Below are 25,554 nucleotides of genomic sequence, written 5' to 3' on the forward strand. Positions count from 1 at the left end.
CAAAGCGTTCGACTTGCATGTATTAGGCACGCCGCCAGCGTTCATCCTGAGCCAGGATCAAACTCTCATTTTAAAAGCTTGAGTATAACTCATTAATTTGTTTTGTTTAACAGAAGTTAAACGAATTTACTAGCGAATTGACTTCGCAAATGTTTTTGTTTCAAGCATAATGCTTGAAGACCCTACACATTTGTTCTATCGAAACGATATTCAGTTTTCAATGACCTACATTGCTTTCATACAACTTAATCAGTATATCACCAAACAAAACGCTTGTCAATAACTAATTTTAAGGTTGAATAATCAACCCGTTGTGCATCACAACTTAATCTATATTACAGTATACTTTTGTAAATGTCAATACTGTATTTTAGATATTTTTTGATGACTTTTGAATTGATTTTTCAATCCTTTTCCAAAAGCCAACTTTTATATAATACGACTATCCGTAACATAATGCAACCCCTAATCTGCATTTTAAACATATTATTTCAAATAAGCATTAACAGCAAAGCAATACATCAATGCAAGCTAATTTTCAAAACTGTTTTGTTGGTATTAAAAAGGACGAAAATCTAACCATTATCCATGGTAGATCATCGTCCTTTTTTAACATATTTCAAAAACCCAATATATTGCTTTTTAAAATACGTTTTTATATTCATTTTAATTAACGCATCGTTGGGAACAACAAAACATCACGAATTGAATCAGCATTAGTTAGTAACATAACCAAGCGATCAATTCCAATTCCCAAACCACCAGTAGGCGGCATACCGTATTCTAGTGACTCAATAAAGTCTTCGTCAATACCCTCAGCCTCGTCATTACCAGCATCACGTTCAGCTGCTTGTGCTTCAAAACGTTCACGTTGATCAATTGGATCGTTTAGCTCCGTAAATGCATTGGCATATTCACCACCTGAAATAAACAACTCAAAACGTTGTGCAAAACGTTGATCATCATCACTTTTCTTAGCTAGTGGTGATACTTCAACTGGGTGTCCATAAACAAAGGTTGGATCAATCAATGTTTCTTCAACAAAGTCCTCGAAGAATTCGTTAATAATGTGGCCAACACCCCAGTATTGTTCGTATTTAACACCTTTTTCATCTGCAATCGCACGAGCTTGTTCAAGTGAATAATCTTGCCAGAAATCAACACCAGTATTCTCTTTGATCAAATCAACCATATGCTTACGAGCAAAAGGCTTTGCCAAATCGATATTCGTCCCCTGATAAGTAATCATCATATCATCAGCTACCACTTTCGCAGCTGCTTTAAAGATGTTTTCTGTTTCAGTCATCACATCGCCCAAATCCCAGAAAGCTGCGTATGATTCCATAACAGTAAATTCAGGGTTGTGCTTTGGATCCATCCCCTCATTTCTAAAGACACGGCCAATTTCGTACACACGTTCCATACCACCAACAACTAACCGCTTTAAGTGTAACTCTAACGCGATACGCATGTATAAATCAATATCCAAAGCATTATGATGCGTAATGAATGGACGCGCAGCGGCACCACCTGCAGTATTTTGCAACATTGGTGTTTCAACTTCTGTAAAACCATCCCCATCCATGTAGGCACGAATAGCTGAAATAATCTTTGAACGCTTTTGGAAACGCTCAAATGAATCATCGTTTGAAATCAAGTCCAAATAACGTTGACGATATTTCGTCTCAACGTCAGTTAAACCATGGAATTTGTCAGGTAATGGACGCAAAGCTTTTGACAAGTGAATAATTTCAGTCACGCTCAATGATAGCTCACCAGCACGTGTCTTAATCATTGTCCCCTTAAAGCCAAGCCAATCGCCTAAATCAGCCTTCTTAAACCAATCGTATACTTCTTCACCAACTATTGGCTTTTGAATGAATACTTGGATACGTCCAGAACGATCCTTAATATCGGCAAAACTGATTTTACCTGAACGACGCTTAGTCATCATGCGTCCAGCAATCGCTACTTCATTTGCTTGTGCTTCCAAATCTTCGCCTGAAACATCATCATACAATGCATGTAATTCTGATGCCATATGTGTCCGATCAAAACGGTGACCAAATGGATCGATACCTGCTTCGCGCAGTTCGGTCATTTTTTCACGACGCTTGATCATTTGGTCATTTAATGACACTTGTTGATCAGCCATTTTTCTATCCCTGCCTCATTTTTCATTAATTAATTCGTAACTGGTTTCTACCATACATACTTATAAGTTTGCCAACATTCAACACATTTTGCAAGTCCGAACTGCTACTTTTTTACAAACCGCTTGCATCTTTACTAGCAATAATTGCTTGCAATTGCGTTTCATCAAAATTAATAACTTTACCAGTAAAGCGATCAACAATTTCGATACCGTGATCTTCAGCCAAAATCGCTTGCAATTCACTTAATGGCAAGGTCGCTAACATTCGTGCATACTCATGCTTAGTAATAGCTGGATATAACGCTACTTCGGTTGTTGTCAAAATCTGCAATTCTTCAGTACCAAATAAATTATGTAATAAATCACTTGGTGTATAGCCTTCCATCATTTGTGTTGAAATAGCTGGGAAGTTTCCAAGACGTGTTTCTAATTGTTCAATATCTTCAGTTGTTGCATCTGGTAACGTCGACACCATAAATCCACCCGCTGTCACAACACTACCATCTGGATCAACTAATACAGAAACGGCAACTGCTGACGGAATCTGTTCTGACTTCGCCATATAATAAGTTAAATCATCCCCAATTTCACCAGTTGCCAAAGCAACCTTTCCTGTGAAGGGTTCGTTAGTCCCGTAATCTTTTGTAACTGTCAAAAAGCCATCCACACCAACTGCAGTCGCAACATCTGGCTGTTGCTTAACATTTAACGGCAACGCTACTTGCGGATTAGTTGCATAACCGCGCACTTCTCCTTGCGCCGATGATTCCACAACAATTTTACCAGCAGGTCCTTGACCATCAATACTAACTGCTAAACGTTCCTCACCTTTAAGAATTGCGTTTGACATCATCAAAGAACCAATCAATGCACGTCCCAAAATAGTCGTTCCTAATTGTGAAGCATCATGAAAGGTTGCTGCTTCTTTCATCATCTCAGTTGCATCAATTGCAATTGCACGAAACTTACCATCTGTCGTAATCGCACGTACTAATTTATCTGCCATATTATCTTTCCTTTTCCTATTTTTTTCCCGTTATCAAGTGTAACACAGAGTATATAAAAAAAGAGCTTAGGGAGCGCCTCCCTAAACTCTTTTAGCTTATCAAATATTAAGCTTTATCCTCGTCATCTGACGTGGTTGTTTCTTCTGATGAAGATGCTGCTTCTTCATCTTCTGTTAATTTGTCATTTGCGGCTTGCTTTGCTTGCTCATATGACATTGGTGTACCGTCATCTTTTTTTGCTTCGCTCTCATTTTCTGGCATTTTACCAGTGTTGAACAAGCTCAAAATTTGCTTTTCATCTAATGTTTCATATTCTAACAATGCTTGTGCAATTGCTTCATGACGATCCTTATAACGCAGAATAATGTCACATGCAGTGTCATATCCCTGTGTTGTAATGTGTCGAACTTCTTCATCAATTAGGCGTGAAGTTGTATCTGAATACAATGGTTGACCATATTGCGGACCATTATCCTTCTCCAACTGAACCATTCCTAATTTATCAGACATACCATATTGCGTTACCATCGCACGTGCAATACCAGTAGCCTGCTCAAAGTCGTTTGAGGCACCTGAAGATTGTTGATTAAATAGTAGCACTTCAGCAGCACGACCACCCATCAAACCAGCAACTTGGTCCATAGCGTCGGTCTTACTCATCAACATTTGATCTTCACGCGGTAGCATGATTGCATATCCGCCGGCACGACCACGAGGCACGATTGTTACCTTGTGAACGACACGAGCTTCATTTAAGACAAGGCCAACAATAGCGTGTCCAGCTTCGTGGTACGCAACAGTATTACGTTCCTTAGCTGAAATTACACGGTCCTTCTTAGCAGGTCCAGCAATCACACGATCTTCAGCCTCATCCAAGTCTTTAGCTGTAATCGTATTACTATTACGACGTGCTGCCAACAAAGCTGATTCATTCAGCAAGTTTTCTAAATCAGCCCCAACAAATCCTGGGGTTTGCTTAGCAATTTCTTTCAAATCAACACTTGAATCTAATGGCTTATTCTTCGCATGAACTTTTAGGATAGCTTCACGACCCTTAACGTCAGGACGGCCAACCAAAATCTTTCGGTCAAAACGACCAGGACGAAGTAAGGCAGGGTCCAAAACATCAGAACGGTTGGTAGCCGCCATCACAATAACACCCTCGTTACCTTCGAATCCATCCATTTCAACCAACATTTGGTTCAGCGTTTGCTCACGTTCGTCGTGACCACCGCCCATACCGTTACCACGTTGACGTCCAACTGCATCAATTTCATCAATAAAAATAATTGATGGTGCAGATTTTTTGGCGTTTTCAAACAAGTCACGAACACGACTTGCCCCAACACCAACGAACATTTCAACGAAGTCTGATCCAGAAATTGAGTAGAATGGTACACCAGCTTCACCAGCAACGGCTTTGGCTAGCAAAGTCTTACCAGTTCCGGGAGGTCCCTCTAGTAAAACCCCTGATGGGATGCGGGCACCCAACTTCAAGAATTTCTTAGGATCTTTCAAGAATTCAACAACTTCAACCAATTCTTGCTTTTCTTCTTCTGCTCCAGCAACATCGCCAAAGCGTTTCTTGTTTTCTGATGGGTCAGCAGCCTTAGCTTTTGATTTTCCCATACCCATCATGTTACCACGACCACCTTGACCACCTTGGTTCATACCACCCATCATTAGGTAGAATAATCCGACTATCAAAAGTAATGGCAACATTGTTACTGCAAGTGTACCCCAAAAATTAGAAGGTTGTGGTTTTGTCGTTATATCTGCCTTTGAAGCATCAGCAGCCTTTTGAACATCAGCAACAATATTGTCGCTCCCAACTAACTTGGTTTCAAAGGAATTGGCTTTCTTTGAATTACCACCTAATAGTGAAGTAAATGCATCATTGTTAGCATCTTTATCAGACTGTGCTCTTTTGTATTCACCCTTAATGTCATAGACACCATCACCAGGTTGAATCGTGACTTTATCAATCTTTTTGTCACGCAATTCCGTCATGAATGTTGACGTAGAAATAGTCTTTGTATTTGAAGTCTGCGTGGGCCCAGCTACCCAATAAATCAAACCCATAATACCTAGGACTACAATTACGTAAAACAAACTATTTCGGACAAAATTTCCGTTTCGTTGGTTTTTCATCAATTCCTCCCAAGAACAGGTAGTAATAGCAGTTACTACCTCATATAATGTACTAGCTTAATGATTTGGTGTGATGTCTACCGTGTCAACCATATCAGCATGTTGTGGATCATAAACTTCGCGTTTCAAAACACCAACATATGGTAAGTTACGGTATAGCTGCTTGTAATCAAGCCCATACCCTACCACAAAGGCTTTTGGCACATCAAAGCCAACATAGTCAACTGTTGCTTCCACAACACGACCATCTTTTTTGTCCAACAAACTAGCAGTTTTTACTGATTTTGCACCACGGTCTTTTAATAACTCAACCATGAACTTTAATGATCGACCAGTATCAACGATATCTTCCATGATAATAATATCACGACCCGCAATATCAGTTTGTAAATCTGTTACCAAATCAACACTCCCTGATGAAGCGATACCACCGTTATAACTAGAAATATCGATGAATTCAACTTCTGCATATTGCATATGTCTCATAACATCAACAGTCCACAAAACAGCACCTTTAAGTACTGATAGAATAATCGGCGTTTGACCTTCGTAGTCAGCAGCTAATTGCTCACCTACTCGTTTTGCAGCTTTTGCAATCTCTGCTTCGCTATACAATACCCGTTCGATATCATTATTCATATCTGGTTGGTTCATGTTTTGTTAATCTCCTAAATCTTGATTCCCCTACTGTTACATAACTTTAAGAATAACATGTTTAGTCAATAACTAATAATTTTACCCTTTTAATAATTGTAAATTCCCACGACTTCTAACAAGTAGGTTATTACCCTGTAAATGAACGGTTCCGGTTGCAATATTTTTATTTTTCATCAATTGCACCGCCTGCTCTAACTGACGATTTTTTACATCTAATATTTGATGCTTTTGCAGCCACTTTTGTAGCACCAACACCAATTGAGGCATTGGCAATTCCCAATCTAAATGACCTTGTTCTAAATCGGCGACATATTGCGTGATTTGCGCGTTTGCCAATGCTTGCAATGCTGCCAGTTCCTCAGCAAAACCAATAATATGTGGTATTGCTTGTTGATTAATTTGTTGTAAATCAGGAATGATAGCATGTCGTAATCGATTACGTGCATATTTTTGATCATCATTAGTATAATCATCAATCCATTCTTGCACAGGCTCTTTAACTAAACCTTGTAATTCTGCCTTTGATAGCTCTAAAAATGGTCTCACCAATTGTAAATGATTTGTCAGTGTTTGTTTGGGTGGCATCCCCGTCAGTTGATCTAAACGACTACCACGCGTTAACTTGTATAAAATTGTCTCAGCCTGATCATCACGATGATGCGCTGTAACAATCACATTGGCGTTAATTTTATTGGCAACTGCAAACATAGTTTGATAGCGTCTATCACGTGCTTGTTCTTCAACGGAAACAGTGGGCACTTCATCCCAATTGATTCTTTCTATTGCTTGCACCACTAAATTGGGCGTGTTTGATAACACGCGACGAACAAACGTCTCTTCTTGCATAGCATCTTGTCTTAATTGATGGTTAATATAAATGGCACTAACTTTAGGTTGAATATCTTGTGGCAAGTCGCCTTCTGTTAACCACCGTAATAATCGTAACGAATCTTGTCCACCTGACACAGCTACTAACACATGATCCTTGGCGTTAAACAATTGTTGTTCGCGAATTTTACGGATCAAATTAGCTCGCAAAACTTTTGGTTTCATACGACATGCTCCATTATCTTTACTTGACTAGTCTTATTATATGACAAAAGCTACCAGCATATAAAAAAACAGACTTACGCAATTGTATGTAAGTCTGCTGATCATTAATATCGTTAATTTGGCATATTGAACACAATTTCATTATCTTTTGTGTACATATATTTTTCACGGATTAATTTTTGCAAATAACTATCATCATGCAAATCTTGCACTTCTTGTTTTAGATCCGCATTATTTTGCTTAGCGTTAATCAAAGCTTTATTAGTTTGTTGCAATCCAGCTGAGGCATTCGTATATTTGGTTTGTTGACCATATAAATTAATCATTGCTAATACCGTAATGATTAACATTGCAATTACAGCAATTCCTCGACGTCGCCAGTGAATCCATTGATTATATTGATCTTGACGCATTTGAAAATGTATATGTTGTTTGCCAGCGGTATTTAACGGCTCAATATTTGATTGTTTTCTAACTTTCCTCATATTTCACCCTCCAAAAACAACACAAAAGCAATCTCTAATCACTCTAACTTTAACGCTAAACTTAAATATTCTTAACTCTCATTAACGTTTCTTAATGATTTTATATAAAAACATAACAGAGCGTTATGTTATTTACTGTCATTACTAAAATCTTGTGCATACGTTTCAGAAACAATGCGATACATATGTTCTGCTTCATCTTTTTTCGTTGTTTCCACAATTCGCTCAATTTCAATGGTAGTCGTTTTATTTCCAAAACGAATCGTTAATTCATCACCGCTTTTAACATCACTAGATGACTTTGCTGTTTTACCGTTAATATCAATTCGTCCTTGATCCGCAATATCCTTTGCTACTGATCGACGTTTAATCAAACGTGCTACTTTTAAATATTTATCTAATCGCATTATTTGTTTCTTCTTTCCAAAAAATTGTATATTTTATGTCCTTTAGGCAAAGCATACCACTCTGCTACTGACAACAATCGTAAACGCCATAGCATTATGATGAATACTATTATACCAATTAATATGGCAATAATCAGGGTTATTAAATTGGCTAAGCGGGATGACCCTATAAATATATCACTAATTTGGCACCAACCACCGGCACCAACTAACACACCAAGCAAAGTCAGTATAAATTTTCCCCACCAGCGTGGCCCATGCCACTGTTGCCACAACGTTTTAGGTAAACGATGCATCACAATAGATAACATTGGTAGCAACGATAGTATTGTGGACCAAGAAGCACCTATGATGCCATATTGGGGTACTAACCATATATTCAATCCATACTTAATGACCATCGTTAAAATAATCAACCAGCCTATGCCGCGTGTCTTATTTAAACTTTGCAAGACACTTGTGCCAATTAAAATTAAGGTAGCTGGTATGACAGTTAAAACGAATACAATCAATGACTGGCTACCTTCACGTGTACTAAACAATACTTGATTAACAACTGGCATTACCGCCATTAAACCACACGTCGCTACTCCTGATAATATCAATGATAGGCGAAACATCATTTGAAAGTCGTTAATAAAGTCTTTTTGTTCATGATGTACAACGTGATTTCGTAAGACTGGTAACAATGAAGTGCTGATAGCTGTGGCTAAAACCATCCCCAATTGAACCAGTGGTTGGCCACGATCATATACGCCCTTAGCATATTCAGCAGCTTGAGTACTTAGACCATAGATTTCTAACAAGCCTTTGGTGGAAAATGAATCTACCAACTGTAATAGCACCAATAATCCTGCTAGCATAGCTAACAAATTGCCTTCATTCCAAAGACGGTGAAAAATTCTAAACCAGCCAATTGATTTATCTTTTTTAACAGCTTTTGTAATCGGCGTCCGCCAAATTGATTTTACGACACCACTCATATATAACGTTGCTGCTGCAGCGGCAATAGCAGCAGCGGCCATTGCCCAAGTACCAATTGTGTAGACGGACCATTTAGCTGTGACACCATACCAAGCAATCGCAATAATAATTGCCACTCGTGCAATTTGTTCAATAATTTGTGAAATTGCCGTGGGCACCATATTAAGTTGCCCTTGCGCAAATCCACGGCCAACGGCCAAGAATGGCATAAACCAAAACATCCACGCAACCGCTTTGACAACTGGTGTTAATTTCAAATTACCGCCCATTCCCAATGCTAATATCGGTGCCCCGCCATAAACCAAAATAAATAAGCCACAACTAATAAACAACAACCACCAGAACAACCTTCTGGCAACTAATTGTTGATGTGCTTCATCCGGTTGTTCGGTAATAATTTTTGAAATAAACACTGGCCAACCGCTTAAGGCCAACACGACGCCAATACCGTAAATAGGATAGACCTGTTGGTACACATAAAAGCCAGTATTACCAACTAAATTCTGAAACGGGATACGATATACTGCACTCAATAACTTCGCGATAATTCCTGCTAAGGTTAAAATACCAGCGCCTACCATTAAATTTTGACCACTTTTACGCATCTGCTCAGTCCTTTTTTGGTAACAATGCCGTCAAAAACTGCATTAAGTTTTCTAGCCAATCATCGTCTGTCTGCTTAGGCTGAATTGCCATAGCAAACACAACGGGGGCATTTACTTTAACTTGTCCACGTGTTTTCGTTAAGGCACTAGCCTGTTTAACTTGTTGTGCTGTAATTGTTGTTTTTTGAGAAAAATTAACCATCACCAATTCTGGTTTGTTAACCGTTCGCTTGATCTGTTTAATACCAAGTCGATCAGCTAGCGCCTTTAATTTAGAAACTTCTAACAGCCGACTTGCCGCTGCCGGGATATCCCCAAAACGATCAACCAAATCATCGGTAATTTCTGCAAATTGTTCTGCCTTGTTTGCCTTACGGATACGTTGATATAAATCAATTTTCTGTGGCCCATCAGCAACATAGCTTGATGGCAAATATGCTTCAACCTGCAAATCCAACTCTGAATCTACTTGTTTAACCTGCTTACCTTGTTTAGCAGCCACCGCTTCTTGTAGCATCTGCGTATATAAATCATAACCAACTGTGTTAATAAAGCCGTGTTGTGATTGCCCTAGCAAATCACCAGCCCCACGAATTGATAAATCACGCATTGCAATTTTGAAACCAGAACCCAATTCTGTAAAATCACGAATAGCAGTTAACCGCTTTTCACTTTCTTCATTCAAAGAACGCGTCCCCAGATACGTAAAGTACGCATAGGCCACATTATGTGAACGACCCACACGACCACGTAACTGATAAAGTTGTGATAAGCCCATGTAATCAGCGTTTTCAACAAATAACGTATTAGCATTTGGAATATCAACACCAGTTTCAATAATAGTTGTCGTAACTAAGACGTCATACTCACCGTTAATAAAATCAACCAGGATACCTTCCATCTGGGCTTCCGTCATTTGTCCATGAATATAGGCAACTCGGGCTTCTGGTACCAAACTTTGAATCATCCCAGCGACCTTTTCAATATCGGCAACACGATTATGCAAATAGAAGGTTTGTCCACCTCGCGCCATTTCTCGTTCAACAGCATTTGCAATAACCCGACCATTTTGTTCCATAACATATGTCTGAATTGGATATCGATTAGCTGGTGGCGTTTCGATTACGGACAGATCACGCACGCCAACCATCGCCATGTTTAATGTACGTGGAATTGGCGTCGCCGTTAAGGTCAAGACATCCACATTCGTTTGTAAACTCTTAAGACGCTCTTTATGCTTAACACCAAAGCGTTGTTCCTCATCAATAATCAAAAGTCCCAGATCACCAAATATCACATCTTTAGCCAGCAAACTATGGGTGCCAATCACAATATCAATGGTATGATTTTTTAATCCCGCTTTAATTTCTTTCTTTTGCTTAGGTGTTTGAAAGCGTGACATTCCAACAATTTTTAAATCAGTGCCTTCAAAACGATTCATAAATGATTCATAGTGTTGCTGTGCCAAGATAGTCGTTGGCACTAACATTGCTACTTGTTTACCTTCATGGGCCGCTTTAAAAGCTGCTCGCATTGCAACTTCAGTTTTTCCAAAACCAACATCACCAACCAACAAACGATCCATTGGCTGCACCTTTTCCATATCAGTTTTGATCTCTTTGATCGACCGAATTTGATCTGGTGTTTCAGGATAAGGAAATGCCTCTTCAAAATTATGCATAGCATCATCATCTGGTGCAAAAGCGTAACCTTTTTTAATTTCACGTTCAGCGTATAACGCCAATAAATCGTCTGCAATATCTTCAACTTTTTTAGCAACTTTAGCCTTTGCCCGTTGCCACTCAGGGCCGCCCATCTTATTAATCTTGGGGGCTTTTTCAGCTGCACCAACATACTTTTGCACTAAATCTAATTGCGTAACCGGAATAAATAACTTAGCATCTTTTTGGTAACCAATCGTAATGTAATCTTGTTTAACACCACGATTTTCAATCGTCTGCATCCCTTCATAGATACCAATACCATGATTAACATGCACAACGTAATCGCCTGGTTTTAGTTCATTGTAACTTTTAATCCGTTCTGCATTTGATAACGTCTGTCGCTTTGGTGCCCGTTTACGTACTTGTTGAAACAATTCCTTTTCTGTTAAGACAACTAACTTTTGCATTGGCAATTCAAAACCAGCACTTAATGGCAAAGTCGTTAATTGTGTCCGTCCAGTTGCTAGGTTATCAACAGCTACTTGGTTAATTTTGACACCAAAATCATTCAAGGTTTGGACTAATTTAACTTGACGATCAGCCGAATTGGTTAGAAAAATAATTGTCATATTTTGCTTTTGCCAACGGTCAACTTCACCTTTTAACAGTGGCATTTGTCCAAAAAATTGTTGTGTTGGGCGAACAGTCACATTGGTTAAACTTGTTTGGCGTAATTGCCCAATTCCGCGCTGTAATGGCGACAACACCAAACTTGTCTGCTGAACATCACGCGCTTGATCCGTCAAAGTCCAACCAAAATTATCAACTGGTAATACCTGTTGATTAGCTAACTTATCTGCCCACCAATTGGTATCGTCTAAACGCATTTGAGCAGCATTTTCCACCGCGCGTGGATAATCATCAAACACTGCAATACCATTTTCTGGTAGATAGTCAAACAAGCTAACTGCATCCGGATACAAAAGATGTAGATAAGCACGAATATCCGGCAATAATTGACCATCAGCTAACGTATTTAACAATGGCGTCATCGCTTCCGTTAAATGCCGTTTGTCTGCCCCTGCCAATGAATCACGATAGCTAGTCATTGCTAACTCAAGTCTCGTTTTGGCTTGCTCACGTTCTTCATCACCAATGACCAAGTCAGTCGCTGGTAAAATAGTTAAGCTATCCAAATTATCAATACTACGCTGTGTCTCAGCATCAAAAGAACGCATCGAATCTAATTGCGTATCGAAAAAGTCTAACCGAATTGGGTTACCAACATCTGATGGATAAACATCTACAATTGAACCACGAATCGCAAATTCGCCTGGTTGCTCAACCGTGCTATTCCGGTGATAACCCATTTGATGTAACTGTGTTTCCAATTGATTTAGTTCATATTCATGATCAAAGTCAATTGTTATTTGTGCCTTTTTAAATGCATCAGCTGTTGGTAAATAGCGTTGTGCACCAGCAATGCCCGTAACCACTACTGCTTGTGGATCTGTCAAAAGTAGTTGCATTGCCTGAACACGGGCTAGACGAGCATCTAGTGATGTCACTGATAATTCTGCAGCGACACTTTCTTCTGCTGGAAATGAGCGGACATGTTCATCGCCCAGTAGCGCTTGTAAATCTTCGGTCAATTGATCAGCATGAAATTGACTATCTGACACAATCACCATTGGTTGCTGCGTTTTCTTTTGTAACGCAGCCAAATAAACTGTTCGTGCCGTTCCCGAAATACCCGTCATTAAGTGACGACCACCTTGATTCAGCCCAGTTGCTAATTGCTGTAAGTCTTTATCTTGTTGTAAAAATTCCGTTAATTCCATAACGCCTACTCATCCTTTTAATTAAATTGATTCATCAAGATTGGCATTTCTTCACCCGCAGCAAATCCTTCAAAAATTTCAACTGCTTGATCTAGTCCTGACAACAAATCAGGTTGCTCATCCTTACCAAAATGTCCCAAGACATAATCAACAACTGCTTGATGAACATGCGCTGGATGACCAATTCCGAATTTCAAACGATTGAACTTTTGCGTACCTAACTGATTGGCAATACTTTTAATCCCGTTATGTCCACCAGCAGATCCTTTTTGACGTAAACGTAGTCGTCCAAGATCCATGTCCATGTCATCTTGAACAACCAATAAATCAGCTAGATCTAGCTTATAGTAATCAACCAATGGTCGCACCGCATCCCCAGAATCATTCATATATGTCGTTGGTTTTACTAACAATACCTTTTCATTATTAATGCGCACATCCGCCACAAATGCGTGTCGTTGCCCATCTTGTTTAAATGTTGCTTGGTACTTATCTGCCACGGCATCAACCGTCATAAAACCAATATTATGACGCGTCTTATCATATTCTTTACCAATATTACCCAAACCAACAATCATCTTCATTATGCTTTTAACCTCACTGCTTCATTTCAACTAACGCACGAAATGGGTCGAGACTAATTAGCCCCCACCCAAATACGCTATTTATTTTTTACTTAATGACTATAGATTTTAAACCAAATCACGCCATTTTGATAGTCTTAACTATTTTATTTGTCTTCTTGATAGCTATCCAAAAAATGCAATTGATCATGATCTTGGAACTCTTTTCCTAATTGTAACAACAATTGGTCCTGTCCCTTATCTGCTTCAAACTGCACACCTAATGGTAAACCTTGCTTTGTCACATACGTTGGTAAGCTAAGTGCCGGTTCTCCTGAAACATTCGCTAACTGTGTAAACGGTGTTTTTGATAACCCATGCAGCCAGGCATCATAAATTAATTGAATTTGCTTTTTATGATTCAAATTCTGAATATGCTTTAATTGCTTAACATATTTAAGCAAATAAGCTGGATCACTGTTTTTAGGCGCTGGTGTTGCCGTTGTTGGTGTCAAATAGATTGGATAAGTCTTATGAAAATCCGTCATTTGTTGACTAACTTTGGTCATTTCAGTTGTCATAAATTTTTCACTTTGTTTAGTCTGTTTCTTATCCGCCTGATACAAGGCCCATGTCATTGGTGAAACATCCTTAAATTGCATGTTCTTACCAGTTTTTTCCTTGATCATCTTATTTGCATCCGTACCAGTTGGTGTTGATTCTGTGTAATACATATTCATAAGCTTCTTACCATCAACTGGTGCATCTTGCTTTACGACAGTATAACCTTGTGCCCTCAAAAACTTTACTGATTGTTGAACTGCCTTAACAGCATCTTTGCTAACTTTTGTTCCTACTGGTGATTTCGTTGAGTAAGCAATCTTTAGCTGTTTCAAATCAGTTGGTGCATCCTTAATCAATTCCGGATGCTCTGAACTCTGCATGCCTTTAAAATAAGTTTGTAAATCTGAAATTTTCCGAGCATTAGCAAAGTTAACTGTTGAAGGAACTGTACTATCTCCCGTAATTGCCCCTTGAGTTGGCTTTAGCCCAATCACACCTGTAAATGATGCTGGAATTCTAAGTGAACCACCTGCATCGTTACCGGTTGCCATTGGCACAAAATCAGTCGCAACGCTTGCCACTGCTCCCCCTGAAGAACCACCTGTATTACGAGACAAACGCCAAGGATTATGAGCAACACCATTCAATTTTGAATCCGTGATATTTACTAATCCTAACTCCGGAAAATTAGTTTGACCAATAATCACAAATCCCATTGATTGTAGCTTCTTAACATAGTCACTTGTTTCAGTTGCTTTATTATCCTTAAGATCTGTTAATCCCCTGGTATTAGATTCACCATCTAATTGCTGGCCCAGACCTTTAATTAAAATTGGGACACCATAGAAAGGTTGTCCCGTATCCTTCATTGCCACTGATTCTTTTAACGCTGCTGACTCCCGTAAACTGATAACTGCATTTAATTGTGGATTTTCAGCTTTGATTTGTGACACTGCATGCTTAATTAATTGCTGACTAGTAACTTTACCATCACGCACCATCTGCGCTAATTCACTCGCAGAAGCTTGTCGATAAACATTATCATCAATCCCCTCCGTATTGATTTTTATACGTTGTAGCACATCTGTCTTAGCAGAAACTTGTCGGTTTTGTATCACGACACCTATACCAACACCCAATACCACGCCAAGTACTGCAAATTTTAGAATTTTCTTGCTTTTCATTTTATGTCCCCCCAAGAACTAAAACGACTACTTAAAACTAAACCGCCAATATCTCAAAAACTGATACTAACTAAGATACTTAATAACTGCATCCATACATTAATTCTACGCCAGTTATAATTGCTTTTGTAACTGCACATGTCTTGCTGATGAAACAATCTAAATAACAATAATAAAAAATGACTTCGTTCCGAAAAAATAAACGGAACGAAGTCATTTTAATTTATCTATTTCGCTTTATCATGCTCGTCTTCCCAACGGGTCTTAGCAATCGATGCAATAATAGCAATTGCCAATAAGCCAACGATGACAACTAATGAGGCAACATTTGAAATCGCGAATTGCCAATCAAACATTTTGCCAGCTTCATTAATTAACATCTTTGCACCAATAAAAGCTAAAATACCAGCCAATGCATACTTAATGTAACGGAACATTGGCAATAACTTTGATAATGCAAAGAATAGTGAACGTAGTCCTAGAACGGCAAAAATGTTAGACGTTACGACAATAAATGTATCTTGCGTAACTGCTAATACTGCCGGAATTGAATCAACGGCAAACAACAGATCAGAAAGTTCAATGAAAATTAATGCTATCAAGAATGGCGTCACATAATGCTTGCCATTTTCCTTAACGATAAAATGTGGCTTACTAACATCATCTTTAACCGGTAAAAATTTACGTAGCATTTGAATAATTTTACTGTCATCCAAATTTTGGTCCTCATTTTTATTGAAGAACATCTTCACACCAGTATAAACCAAGAAAATACCAAATAAGTACATCAACCATTCAAACTTATGCAATAAGGCTGCGCCCCCTAAAATAAATAGGACACGCATTACTACGGCACCAAATACTCCCCAAAAGAGCACACGATGTTGATAACGTGCTTCAATACCGAAAAAGCCAAAGACTAAGATAAAGATGAACAAATTATCCATACTCAAAGATTCTTCTAGCAAATAACCAGTGATGAAATCAATCGCATGACCACTACCAGCAAAGTACCAGATACCCCCGGCAAATATAAACGCTAGTGCAATCCATGCTGCCGTTTGTAACAATGACTTTTTAAAAGTCGGCACTTCGCCTTTTTTATTAAAAACAGTTAAATCTAATACAAGCATTGCGATCACAAATGCAAAAAATCCAACCCAAACCCATATATTAACTTCCATTTAGTACGCTTCCTTTTTGTTTTACTACAAAATAATTCATTACAAATGATGAACTATACTAGTTTATATTTTATAACAAAAAAGAACCTGAAACAGCTATTTGTTTCAGATTCCATATTTCTTTATGAATTTGTTACCGGATCACTCATTGTATTAAAACTACGACGACGGATAACAAAATAGATAAATAACGCTAGTAATGAAACAATTGCAACGCTGATGATAACTATTAATTCGGTATTAATTGTACCACCAATCATAATTGTTTCACGTAAGCCACTTACTGAATAAGTCATTGGTACCAGTGGGTGTAACCACTCATAAAACTTATTTGATAATTCAATTGGATAAGTTCCAGCAGCTACACTTAATTGAACAACTAACAAAACCATTGAGACAAAGGCACCAGCACGACCAAACCACATATAGATGGCCGTAACTAATAGTGCATCCATATAACTCGTTAGTAACATGATCAAGAACGTTTGCCCTGGATTAATTGGATCCATGCCTAACACCCAATCACTTAGTGCATACAATACCATTGGCGCCAAAGTTGCAATACCAAGCAAAATTGCCATCTTTGAACCGAACCAAGCACCCAATGATGATATCTTTTGTCGTGGTGTCAACATATCTAGCATCAAATTCAATGCCATCATACCAACGAACATTCCCACTGAAAACATGTATGGAACCATCCCCGTTCCATTGTTTGGTACCTTATCTCTTTCAGTATGTGCCAATTTAGCTGGGGTAGCCATCTGCTTTAGCGTACCCTTAGTACTCTTAAGCTGATTAGCTTGCTGGCCTGCATCTGTTAACTTATTTGCTAATGTTTGATTACCATCATTCATTTGTGTCAAAGCTGGCCCCATTTGTTGTGCAGCGTTGGCTAGCTTACCTGATCCATTACTAATTTGACCAGCACCACTATTTAGTTGGTTAACACCGCCATTTAGTTGACCGTTCATGGTTGTTAAGGTCTGAAGCCCGCCATCTAATTGGGCAGCCCCATTCGCTAGTTGACCAACACCACCGCTTAATGTTTGTGCACCCGATTGTAGTGTTGCCACGCTATTATTCAACGTCACTGACTTACCTTGCAATGTTTGCAACCCAGTATTTAGTGTTTGACCACCCGTTGCTAATTTATTAACAGCACCCTTTAGTGTTGGCAACTTATCATTTAATTGTTGTGAACCCGTTGCTAATTGCGCCACAGCATCTGGCAGTTGTTGCATCGCTGTTAGTTGATTATTAATCGTTTTGATATCTGTATTCTGTAGTGTTTTATGTAATTCTGTTAACGTCCCTTGGTGCTTTTGAACCGTTTGCACGAATTGACTGACACTACCTTGTAATGCCGTTGCATGTTGTGTCATCGTAGCTAAGACCTTAGCAGTCTGCGTATTACTTTGTTTGCTTGCCAATGACTGTACAAATTTCTGCTTTTGCTCGGCTGTCAAATTAATACCTGCATCACTCATGGCTGCATTCACATTATTTGTTAATGCTCCTTGATCTGCTGCGTTCGCTTGCTCTAAGGCCTTTATATCTGATTGTAACGTGCTAAATTGATTGTTAATTGCTTGATCACTTGGTAAAGCTGCCTGTGTATCATCAATCACAGCTGATAATGATGTCAATTCTTTTTGAACTTTAGCTAAATTACCTTTTACATCATTATCGACCAATTGCTTATTTAACTTTGCCAAACCATTGTTTAGCTTTGTAACACCAGTCTGCAACGTTGGAACCTGTTGATTTAATTGATTTAGCCCGGTTGACAATGTTTGACTACCTTGAGCAGCTTGGCCAACGGCTGATGTATATTGCTGCGTTCCTTGCTTTAATTGGCCAATACCATTAATCAACGTTGGTGCTTGTTGATTCATTTGGTTTAAACCAGAAGCAAGTTGTTTACTACCCGTACTTGCCTGACCAACTGCCGATGTATATTGACCAACACCTTGTGTTAGCGTCTTGGCACCATCTTGAAAAGTTAATGAGCTAGCAGCTAGCTTATTAAGATTAGCAGTTACTTGATCGCTACCATTTTTTAACGTATTAGCACCATCAGCCAACTTTTTATTAGCTGCGCCGGCTTCATCCATCCCATTACCAGCTTTTTGTATTTCTTTAAACAATGTCTTGGTATAAATTTTTGTAACCTTACCAGAAATTTGTGTACCAATTCGTTCAGCGCCTGACTCAGATAACTTACCTGCAATAAAACTATGACCAGAACTTGTCTCGTATTGCAACTTCATTTGTTTAGGTTGCTTATCTAATAATGTTGTTGCATTTTGTGAAAAATTCTTTGGAATCGTAATGACTGTATAGTACTTACCATCATTTAGACCCTTTTTCGCTGCTGCTTCTGATGGAAATTTAAAATTCATCGCATCAGATTTCTGTAATTCTTCTTTTAAATCATGACCCACTGTTAACTTTTTTCCTGAATAAGTCACTGATTTATCCTTATTGACAACGGCTACTGGTAATTTACTGACTTCGCCATAAGGATTCCACAATGAGCCTAGAAAAGTCACAGCATAAATTGATGGTACAAATAACAAAACAAAAAGAACTAACATATAAAATTTATGTGCTTTTAGCCATTGCCACTCTGATTTCAACATTGTTTTTCTCTCCTTCTATAACAAATCATTGAACAACTTGTTGAATATTTTTTCTCTGGGGTCTATATTAATGCTAATAGGGCATTAGTACAATGTACAATTTTAAACACGTTGTTCAATAAATGGAGTAGAAATTATGAAACAAGCTGACCGTAACGCACGTACGAAACAAAGCATCAAACAATCTTTTATAAAACTAATTGAAAATAAAGGCTTTAGTAATATCACGGTATCTGATATCACACGTGATGCCGATGTGAGCCGCAGCACTTTTTATGTGCACTATACAGATAAATATGAATTACTAACTAAAATTGAAGACGAATTAATTATGAATATCACGGCAGCACTAAAAAACAACCTAAAAGAGCCGTTAAGTAACGATTACAACACTGATCGTTCTGCTGCAACGTATCGCGTTTTTAGTCAAGCTTTAGAGTATGTTGACAGTGAACGCGCAACCATGCATGCATTATTTTCAGCTAATGGTGATTCACAATTTTTTTCACAGGTTAAAAATGTCGTGGATAATCTTTTTACAACCCAATTATCAAAAAATAACGGCTATTTCGTTAATGATATTCCCATTGATTACACCAAGGAAATTGCGATTAACAGTATCTTAAACATCGTTCGTCATTGGCTTGATAAAAGTAATCCCGAATCTCCTGATGAATTAGCCAATATTTTAATGCGTAGTCGCTTTATGGCACCGCATGATTTAATAGCTTTTAATTAGCGAGTAAGCAACAGCGTTATATTAATTTTTAAAATAATTAAAAGCCGTCGATCATATGATTGACGGCTTTTCACATTATTTTGTCATAACAGTTGCAAGCAATTGCTGCCAATTAGTCTGTACTTGTAATTCTAGTTGTTCTACGGAAATATTGCGCAACTGTGCTACTTTTTGATAAACCATTTCTAAAATTGACAGATACTCATTAACTTCAACAGATCTTTTTAAAACCCATGAGAAACTTTCTAACCCATCTGATTCAATAAATAATTGTGCTGCTGGTACTTTTTTTGCAAACTGTTGCACAATCGTATCAGTCAACACATCTGGTCCAATCGAAAAATAACTATTTTGGCGTATTAAATATTCATTTTGATATTCTGCTGCTGAATACCAGTGTACTAATATGGTTAATTGCGGATATGCTTTCAAAATTGCCAAGATTTCTGCTTCACAACCTTTCGTATGCAAAATAACCGGCTTATTCAGTTGTTGTGCCACTTGCAACTGCTGCATAAAGATAGGTCTTTGTATTGTTAAGGAAACATCTGTCCATTCTGTATCTAACCCAATTTCACCAATGACAGATGCTGTCGCTAATAACTGTTGATTAATACTCTGGCGTGCTGATTCCCATGGGTGAACACCATAACTAACGAGCTGTTGATTCCCCACATACTGCTGATTAAATTGAAATTCTTCAGTAGTCGTGGCGTTTAAGATGCTAGCAATATGTGCCTTTTTTTGTTCTACAATAAATTCAGGACTACCATCACTATGACTGTGCATATCAATTAACATCATTTAACCTCCTAACAAAAAAGTGACTAATTAGACAGACACATCTACCTAATTAGTCACTTTTTAATATCTTACATATACGATGATTGTGATAAATCTTCTAATGACTCTAGATGATAACCCTTACGAGATAAAATCTTGATGATTTTTGATAGCGATCCTTCACTAACCGTACGTGGTAACGTGAACAACAAACGTGTTGTTCGGGGATTCTTATCAGGGTCTAAAGTCATTGCCGATGAAATAGTAGTGTATCGAGAAATAATATGGGTTGCTTTTTCCAACGTTCCCCGCTCGCCTTCTGACACCAACGTTAAGCTGTACCGGCCACCATCTGTCGTCCAAGAATCAGCTAATAATCTCATCATGCGTGCGTGTGTTAAGATCCCAATAAAATGGTTGTCATTATCAAGAACCGAAATAAATGGTAAATCTTTTAACGTAAAAAAGGCTTCGTAAAAAGTTGATTCAACACGAACAAATTTTGTCATATTGCGCATATAACTAGTCACCGGTGCATTCAAGTCACCACCTTGAATGAGGTGTTGATAAATATGTAATTTATAGATTGCACCGCGAAACAATTGTCCGCTTTCGTCTAAAATAGGAATAGCTCGAAAGTTAGAGCTATCAAAAACATCTAATGCATCTTGAAGTGTTGCATTCTCACTGAGCGTTGTTAATAGGTCTCGAGACTTAACTAAAGTCGCTAACATGTAGACAGCTCCTATCCTTAGTTTCTAATCTAATTATAATACCACGAAACCTGTTCTACTGCACTATTTTCTGGAACTTGTAATTTAAATTTTATCTTAAAATGAGAAAATTAGCCGATTTATTAATCTTATCAAACATTTTATTTATATAAAAAAGAGTGTGAGCAAAACGTATGTTTATTTTACATTACTCTCTTCATAACGTTCATTCCCCCACCAATTAGGCATCAACTCACCTAGAGTCGTTGTTTCTTCTTTACTATAGTCAATCATAATTTCAGTTGTCTTATTTTTTTGATCTAATTGCAATAAAAAGTCTTGGCAAGCACCGCAGGGCATCCCCGAACCACCGCCACTAGGCGCAGCGTCACGAAACGCAATCATTCTTTTAATATGTGTTTGGCCACTGTTAACATACATGTTCAAAGCGGCCACGCGTTCTGCACATAAATTGCAAACGCCCGAACAACTTTCTACGCAAAAGCCAGTGTAAATTTGCCCATTTTCTGCTTCTAACGCACAAACAACATTGTGCGCATAAATAAATGGTGTCACGTCTTTTGGATCATACTGTACTTTTGCTTTTTCATATAATTGTTGCCAAATATTCATCATACTTCCCCACTACTTCTAAATTTATGTTTATAAATCATATAATACTGATTACAAATCATATTGCAGACTTGACGTATTAAGGATAAAACGGCATCGCATTTAAGGTTATAAAAGTGTAGAATAAATCTGATTGTTATTAATTGACACAATTTGTTCATTAATTCATCAATTTATTTTAGGAGTTATTTATGCTACCAACTTTTCTTATTTCATTAAATAGTGTTCTTATTATTATCACTATCATTATTATTGGTCTTATTATTGGTAAATCTAATGCAGTTAGCAGCCATTTTATCAATGACCTATCAACCATTGTCGTTAATGTTGCACTACCTGTATCGGTCTTCATTTCGGCACAAAAATACATCAACAAACAAAACTTTCATATCCTATTAATTGGCGTTATTTTATCACTGATCGCGATTGGCCTTTGCTTCTTGATTGCCATTCCAGTGGCCCGTTTACTACACCTTAACAAAGATCGTCGTAGCATCTTTTTAAACGGTTTTGTTAATGCAAATACCCTATTCGTTGGGTTACCATTAAACCTCGCTTTATTTGGTAGCAAAAGTTTACCTTACTTTTTGGCTTACTTTGTGGCTAACACGATTACCACCTGGGCAATCGGGGTTAAATTAATTTATAAAGATGGTCCTCAAGCTACTGATGCCATCAAATTACCATTATGGCGTCGTACTCTTAATCTCCTAACACCACCTATGTGGGGATTCATTATTGGCATCATATTCTTTTTCATCAATATTAAATTACCCGTTAACGGCTTTTTATACCAAGGACTTAATTATGTCGCCAACGTTGTAACACCACTTTCACTTATTTTTATTGGTTTACAACTTGCAAAAACACAATTATCACACCTTAAAATGGAAAAAATTGATATTGTTGCTCAAATAGGAAAATTTGTGATTACGCCTCTCATGATGCGATTGTCCTATGGATTAATCAATTAACTGGGATATTTACATTACCTGACTTATTAGTAAAGACATTGCTGATTCAATCAATAACACCAATGTTAACTGTTCTACCAATGTTAGCTGAACAAAATGACATGGACGTTGACTTTTCAACGCGTATTTTAACGGAGAGTATCTTTATTTTCCCATTTGCTGTTGTTGTTATTATGTTACTTGTATAACATGTTAAAACACCCAAGATTAACACTCTATGTGCTAGTCTTGGGTGTTTTTTCTACTTCGTATTAGTAAGTTGCGATGTCCCATTTATCATGTCGGTAGCGTGCCATATAAACATCTTTTACATTTTCTACGCCTTGTTTTTCTAATTCTTTTTGGAGCCATTCTTCATCTTTATTCATAACCGATAAGACGTCCATATCAATATTACCATCAACAATAACAGGGAAACGGACATCTTCATCATATTTACCTAAAATCGTAATACTGCCATTTTGTTCCAAAATAGCGCGTTTCACTGTGGTAATATCTAACACACCCGCTGAACGCAATTTAAAATCAATTTCTTTAGCTGATAAATTAGCTTGCAAACAATTTTTTACCATTAATTTACCATTATAAATAACTGTCATTGGTTCACCATCAATAAATTTACCAACAATATGATTATGAATTTTTAAATAACGCGTTGTTAGCATTAATAAAGCCCAAATTGTCAACACAACGACATATTGTGCAATTGAAATTACTTGATTATATAAAATACCACCAATAATGCCACCTAAAACATAATTTTGCACTTGATCTAATGGTGAGGTTAGTGCCAAGCTACCCTTGCCACTAAATTTAATTAATAATGTAATAAAAATGAACCCAATAATCAGTTTCAATAACACATCTGAATATGAAAACATGATTTACTTATCCTCCACTTTAATTGTCTCTGGTGTTAAAGTTATTTTTTCTAAAACATATTCAGAATTATCACTATTAAAAATAACGCGATAATTACCTTTAACACTATGAACCAAAATATCCCCATTACCTTCTTGTAAATTATTAACACTTAGTTTTTGTGGTTTTACATCCAATTTCCTCGCAATATCCACCACTAAAGACACTTGCTGACCACTTTGCCTGCTAGTTGTTTGAAAATTAGTATAGTCATTAAATTGAATTGCTAGCGCCAAAACGATTAACGTACCAACAATTACTGCTAAGTCCTTATATTTAATATCACCCTTATTAGCAAAGTACCACACCAATAGGCCAATAAACATGATTGCCAAAAAAACAATGATTGCTAAGCGTAAATAAGGAAATTGCGCCTGATGATCCAATAAATACTGATATGTATAAAATGTCATGATGTTAACCCCTTATTTTGAAAAGACAAATTAAAATTATTAATATAAAACATATTAGCACTATACATGATAATTACTTATGCTATAAAAACTATTATATGCTTGTTAAGTCAATTATTTTAGTCTATTTTATTTAAAAATTAACCATTAAGCCCTTTTTATACGCTTATATATCAGTTTTGTTATAATATAATTAGAATATTACATTTTAGTGAATGGCATATTCTAATGAACGGGGGAGGAGTAATCAAAGGGGGTAAATAATTATGAAGAAAACTATCGTAATTGGAACAACAGCTGTTGTCGTTGTCGCCATTGCAGGTGGTGGTTCATATATGGCACTACACACGCCTAAACGACAATTCAATTCTAGTCTAACTAAAATGACAGATAATAAGGATAATATTGCTGATTTCCGGGTAAAAATCAGTGGCGATGATATGTCTGATAAACGTGTTAATGGTAAGATGAAGTTTGATACAAAGCATAAAAATAATATGGATTTAGTGGTTAATTTATCTGACAATAAACAGTCGCAAAAAATGCACATCAAAGCAAATAACGATAACGCTTATTTGTCAGCCAGCTTCGTAACGAGTTCTTTAGGACTATCCAGTGGCAATAGCGAAATGGCTAAAATCACAAAATCAATTAATCAGTATTGGCTAAAAGCTTCAGATACTACTTCTTATGAGACAGCTACGCTTAAACCAGGAACAGTAAAATCCGATACTAGTTCATTAACCGATTGGTTCCAAGATTTAGATGGTAAAAAATTCGAGAAAGTATCTGATGGTTATAAAGTTAATCTAAATAAAGCTGATATGAAACGATTGATGACCAAAATCTCTAAAACAAAATCTGGTAAAGAAATTTCTAAATCAGAATGGCAACGATATAAGTCATCATTTGACGATATTAATGATTTAAAGTTTAATATCACTACTGGTAAAAACGGGCACTTACTAAAGATGAACTTCTCTGGTAAAGAAAATGGTCAATTAGGTCGAATTGCGTTCCAGATTAACACAAAACGTGCTGCTAAACTACGTGTTAAAATGCCGGCAGCTAATAAAATTAAATCAGAAACAGAATTAACTAATATTATTCAAGATAAAATTCGTGACTACAGTCGACAACAATATAACAATACAAGTTTTAGCTCGTCATCAAGTTTTAATATATAAACTCTAATTAAAAGGCAGAAAATAACCAATCATTGATTATTT

22 protein-coding genes and 1 rRNA gene are annotated in these 25,554 nt (G+C 37.3%); 4 read left to right on the forward strand and 19 right to left on the reverse strand.

All coding sequences use genetic code 11. The features are described 5' to 3' along the window. The 14 genes from FFM61_RS06710 to FFM61_RS06775 all read right to left on the reverse strand — a co-directional run. Positions 1-73, reverse strand: a 16S ribosomal RNA gene (locus tag FFM61_RS06710); the annotation flags it as partial. Between the two features lie 597 nt (positions 74-670). Then, complete coding sequence (gene lysS, locus FFM61_RS06715; protein ID WP_074427844.1) at positions 671-2,155, reverse strand: lysine--tRNA ligase; 1,485 nt, start codon at positions 2,153-2,155, stop codon at positions 671-673. Positions 2,156-2,267: 112 nt separating this feature from the next. Continuing rightward, a complete protein-coding gene (gene hslO / locus FFM61_RS06720) occupies positions 2,268-3,161 on the reverse strand; it encodes an Hsp33 family molecular chaperone HslO (RefSeq protein ID WP_074427845.1) in 894 nt (297 codons plus the stop codon). 106 nt (positions 3,162-3,267) lie between these two features. Beyond that, entirely contained in the window at positions 3,268-5,313 is a 2,046-nt protein-coding gene (ftsH, locus tag FFM61_RS06725; RefSeq protein WP_074427846.1) for an ATP-dependent zinc metalloprotease FtsH, read from the reverse strand. Positions 5,314-5,370: 57 nt separating this feature from the next. Then, positions 5,371-5,967, reverse strand: coding sequence for a hypoxanthine phosphoribosyltransferase (gene hpt, locus FFM61_RS06730; RefSeq protein ID WP_083194524.1), 597 nt, complete (start codon positions 5,965-5,967; stop codon positions 5,371-5,373). A gap of 81 nt (positions 5,968-6,048) precedes the next feature. Continuing rightward, complete coding sequence (gene tilS / locus FFM61_RS06735) at positions 6,049-7,023, reverse strand: tRNA lysidine(34) synthetase TilS (RefSeq protein WP_074427847.1); 975 nt, start codon at positions 7,021-7,023, stop codon at positions 6,049-6,051. 113 nt (positions 7,024-7,136) lie between these two features. Continuing rightward, the gene (locus FFM61_RS06740; RefSeq protein ID WP_074427848.1) at positions 7,137-7,508 is read right to left on the reverse strand and encodes an FtsB family cell division protein; all 372 of its coding nucleotides are present in this window, start codon (positions 7,506-7,508) and stop codon (positions 7,137-7,139) included. A gap of 128 nt (positions 7,509-7,636) precedes the next feature. Next, positions 7,637-7,915 (reverse strand): RNA-binding S4 domain-containing protein, encoded by a 279-nt coding sequence (locus FFM61_RS06745; protein WP_074427849.1) that lies wholly within the window; start codon positions 7,913-7,915, stop codon positions 7,637-7,639. Further along, positions 7,915-9,504 (reverse strand): polysaccharide biosynthesis protein, encoded by a 1,590-nt coding sequence (locus FFM61_RS06750; protein WP_074427850.1) that lies wholly within the window; start codon positions 9,502-9,504, stop codon positions 7,915-7,917. Before FFM61_RS06750 ends, FFM61_RS06745 begins: the two co-directional genes overlap by 1 nt. Positions 9,505-9,508: 4 nt before the next feature. After that, positions 9,509-13,009: a transcription-repair coupling factor gene (mfd, locus tag FFM61_RS06755; RefSeq protein WP_074427851.1), complete on the reverse strand. Its 3,501-nt coding sequence runs from the start codon at positions 13,007-13,009 to the stop codon at positions 9,509-9,511. Between the two features lie 17 nt (positions 13,010-13,026). Beyond that, complete coding sequence (gene pth, locus FFM61_RS06760; RefSeq protein ID WP_074427852.1) at positions 13,027-13,593, reverse strand: aminoacyl-tRNA hydrolase; 567 nt, start codon at positions 13,591-13,593, stop codon at positions 13,027-13,029. Positions 13,594-13,739: 146 nt separating this feature from the next. Then, positions 13,740-15,320 carry an amidase family protein gene (locus tag FFM61_RS06765; protein WP_074427853.1) on the reverse strand — a complete coding sequence of 527 codons (1,581 nt, stop codon included), beginning with the start codon at positions 15,318-15,320 and terminating at the stop codon, positions 13,740-13,742. Between the two features lie 227 nt (positions 15,321-15,547). Continuing rightward, positions 15,548-16,504: a TerC family protein gene (locus tag FFM61_RS06770; RefSeq protein ID WP_074427854.1), complete on the reverse strand. Its 957-nt coding sequence runs from the start codon at positions 16,502-16,504 to the stop codon at positions 15,548-15,550. 122 nt (positions 16,505-16,626) lie between these two features. Continuing rightward, positions 16,627-19,149, reverse strand: a complete 2,523-nt coding sequence (locus tag FFM61_RS06775) for a YhgE/Pip domain-containing protein (protein ID WP_074427855.1) — start codon at positions 19,147-19,149, stop codon at positions 16,627-16,629. A gap of 136 nt (positions 19,150-19,285) precedes the next feature. Here FFM61_RS06775 and FFM61_RS06780 point away from each other — a divergent pair, with 136 nt between their 5' ends. Further along, complete coding sequence (locus tag FFM61_RS06780; RefSeq protein WP_074427856.1) at positions 19,286-19,888, forward strand: TetR/AcrR family transcriptional regulator; 603 nt, start codon at positions 19,286-19,288, stop codon at positions 19,886-19,888. 75 nt (positions 19,889-19,963) lie between these two features. Here FFM61_RS06780 and FFM61_RS06785 read toward each other — a convergent pair whose 3' ends face one another. From FFM61_RS06785 to FFM61_RS06795, 3 genes are all read right to left on the reverse strand, one after another. After that, positions 19,964-20,692: a TatD family hydrolase gene (locus tag FFM61_RS06785; protein WP_083194525.1), complete on the reverse strand. Its 729-nt coding sequence runs from the start codon at positions 20,690-20,692 to the stop codon at positions 19,964-19,966. A gap of 68 nt (positions 20,693-20,760) precedes the next feature. Then, positions 20,761-21,405 carry a cyclic di-AMP binding protein CbpA gene (gene cbpA / locus FFM61_RS06790; protein WP_074427858.1) on the reverse strand — a complete coding sequence of 215 codons (645 nt, stop codon included), beginning with the start codon at positions 21,403-21,405 and terminating at the stop codon, positions 20,761-20,763. Between the two features lie 177 nt (positions 21,406-21,582). Continuing rightward, entirely contained in the window at positions 21,583-22,017 is a 435-nt protein-coding gene (locus FFM61_RS06795; RefSeq protein WP_074427859.1) for a cytidine deaminase family protein, read from the reverse strand. A 191-nt stretch (positions 22,018-22,208) separates the two neighbouring features. On the opposite strand from FFM61_RS06795, the gene FFM61_RS06800 reads away from it, so the two are divergent. Together FFM61_RS06800 and FFM61_RS08985 are read left to right on the forward strand one after the other, a co-directional pair. Further along, positions 22,209-22,991: an AEC family transporter gene (locus FFM61_RS06800; RefSeq protein ID WP_083194527.1), complete on the forward strand. Its 783-nt coding sequence runs from the start codon at positions 22,209-22,211 to the stop codon at positions 22,989-22,991. Between the two features lie 38 nt (positions 22,992-23,029). Next, entirely contained in the window at positions 23,030-23,179 is a 150-nt protein-coding gene (locus FFM61_RS08985) for a hypothetical protein (protein WP_168388716.1), read from the forward strand. A 63-nt stretch (positions 23,180-23,242) separates the two neighbouring features. Here the strand turns inward: FFM61_RS08985 and FFM61_RS06805 are convergent, their stop codons facing one another. Together FFM61_RS06805 and FFM61_RS06810 are read right to left on the reverse strand one after the other, a co-directional pair. Further along, positions 23,243-23,872 (reverse strand): DUF421 domain-containing protein, encoded by a 630-nt coding sequence (locus tag FFM61_RS06805; protein ID WP_074427860.1) that lies wholly within the window; start codon positions 23,870-23,872, stop codon positions 23,243-23,245. A gap of 3 nt (positions 23,873-23,875) precedes the next feature. Then, entirely contained in the window at positions 23,876-24,325 is a 450-nt protein-coding gene (locus tag FFM61_RS06810; RefSeq protein WP_074427861.1) for a DUF3290 family protein, read from the reverse strand. 266 nt (positions 24,326-24,591) lie between these two features. Here FFM61_RS06810 and FFM61_RS06815 point away from each other — a divergent pair, with 266 nt between their 5' ends. Then, positions 24,592-25,512 (forward strand): hypothetical protein, encoded by a 921-nt coding sequence (locus FFM61_RS06815; protein WP_074427862.1) that lies wholly within the window; start codon positions 24,592-24,594, stop codon positions 25,510-25,512. Positions 25,513-25,554 lie beyond the last annotated feature (42 nt).

This window comes from Weissella hellenica (genome assembly GCF_005405545.1).
Lineage (GTDB): Bacteria > Bacillota > Bacilli > Lactobacillales > Lactobacillaceae > Weissella > Weissella hellenica.

What these genes read in the sequence shown, in the direction of transcription:
- lysS (WP_074427844.1), bottom strand. Translation starts at nt 2,155, where the DNA reads ATGGCTGATCAACAAGTGTCATTAAATGACCAAATGATCAAGCGTCGT.
- hslO (WP_074427845.1), bottom strand. Translation starts at nt 3,161, where the DNA reads ATGGCAGATAAATTAGTACGTGCGATTACGACAGATGGTAAGTTTCGT.
- ftsH (WP_074427846.1), bottom strand. Translation starts at nt 5,313, where the DNA reads ATGAAAAACCAACGAAACGGAAATTTTGTCCGAAATAGTTTGTTTTAC.
- hpt (WP_083194524.1), bottom strand. Translation starts at nt 5,967, where the DNA reads ATGAACCAACCAGATATGAATAATGATATCGAACGGGTATTGTATAGC.
- tilS (WP_074427847.1), bottom strand. Translation starts at nt 7,023, where the DNA reads ATGAAACCAAAAGTTTTGCGAGCTAATTTGATCCGTAAAATTCGCGAA.
- FFM61_RS06740 (WP_074427848.1), bottom strand. Translation starts at nt 7,508, where the DNA reads ATGAGGAAAGTTAGAAAACAATCAAATATTGAGCCGTTAAATACCGCT.
- FFM61_RS06745 (WP_074427849.1), bottom strand. Translation starts at nt 7,915, where the DNA reads ATGCGATTAGATAAATATTTAAAAGTAGCACGTTTGATTAAACGTCGA.
- FFM61_RS06750 (WP_074427850.1), bottom strand. Translation starts at nt 9,504, where the DNA reads ATGCGTAAAAGTGGTCAAAATTTAATGGTAGGCGCTGGTATTTTAACC.
- mfd (WP_074427851.1), bottom strand. Translation starts at nt 13,009, where the DNA reads ATGGAATTAACGGAATTTTTACAACAAGATAAAGACTTACAGCAATTA.
- pth (WP_074427852.1), bottom strand. Translation starts at nt 13,593, where the DNA reads ATGAAGATGATTGTTGGTTTGGGTAATATTGGTAAAGAATATGATAAG.
- FFM61_RS06765 (WP_074427853.1), bottom strand. Translation starts at nt 15,320, where the DNA reads ATGAAAAGCAAGAAAATTCTAAAATTTGCAGTACTTGGCGTGGTATTG.
- FFM61_RS06770 (WP_074427854.1), bottom strand. Translation starts at nt 16,504, where the DNA reads ATGGAAGTTAATATATGGGTTTGGGTTGGATTTTTTGCATTTGTGATC.
- FFM61_RS06775 (WP_074427855.1), bottom strand. Translation starts at nt 19,149, where the DNA reads ATGTTGAAATCAGAGTGGCAATGGCTAAAAGCACATAAATTTTATATG.
- FFM61_RS06780 (WP_074427856.1), top strand. Translation starts at nt 19,286, where the DNA reads ATGAAACAAGCTGACCGTAACGCACGTACGAAACAAAGCATCAAACAA.
- FFM61_RS06785 (WP_083194525.1), bottom strand. Translation starts at nt 20,692, where the DNA reads ATGATGTTAATTGATATGCACAGTCATAGTGATGGTAGTCCTGAATTT.
- cbpA (WP_074427858.1), bottom strand. Translation starts at nt 21,405, where the DNA reads ATGTTAGCGACTTTAGTTAAGTCTCGAGACCTATTAACAACGCTCAGT.
- FFM61_RS06795 (WP_074427859.1), bottom strand. Translation starts at nt 22,017, where the DNA reads ATGAATATTTGGCAACAATTATATGAAAAAGCAAAAGTACAGTATGAT.
- FFM61_RS06800 (WP_083194527.1), top strand. Translation starts at nt 22,209, where the DNA reads ATGCTACCAACTTTTCTTATTTCATTAAATAGTGTTCTTATTATTATC.
- FFM61_RS06805 (WP_074427860.1), bottom strand. Translation starts at nt 23,872, where the DNA reads ATGTTTTCATATTCAGATGTGTTATTGAAACTGATTATTGGGTTCATT.
- FFM61_RS06810 (WP_074427861.1), bottom strand. Translation starts at nt 24,325, where the DNA reads ATGACATTTTATACATATCAGTATTTATTGGATCATCAGGCGCAATTT.
- FFM61_RS06815 (WP_074427862.1), top strand. Translation starts at nt 24,592, where the DNA reads ATGAAGAAAACTATCGTAATTGGAACAACAGCTGTTGTCGTTGTCGCC.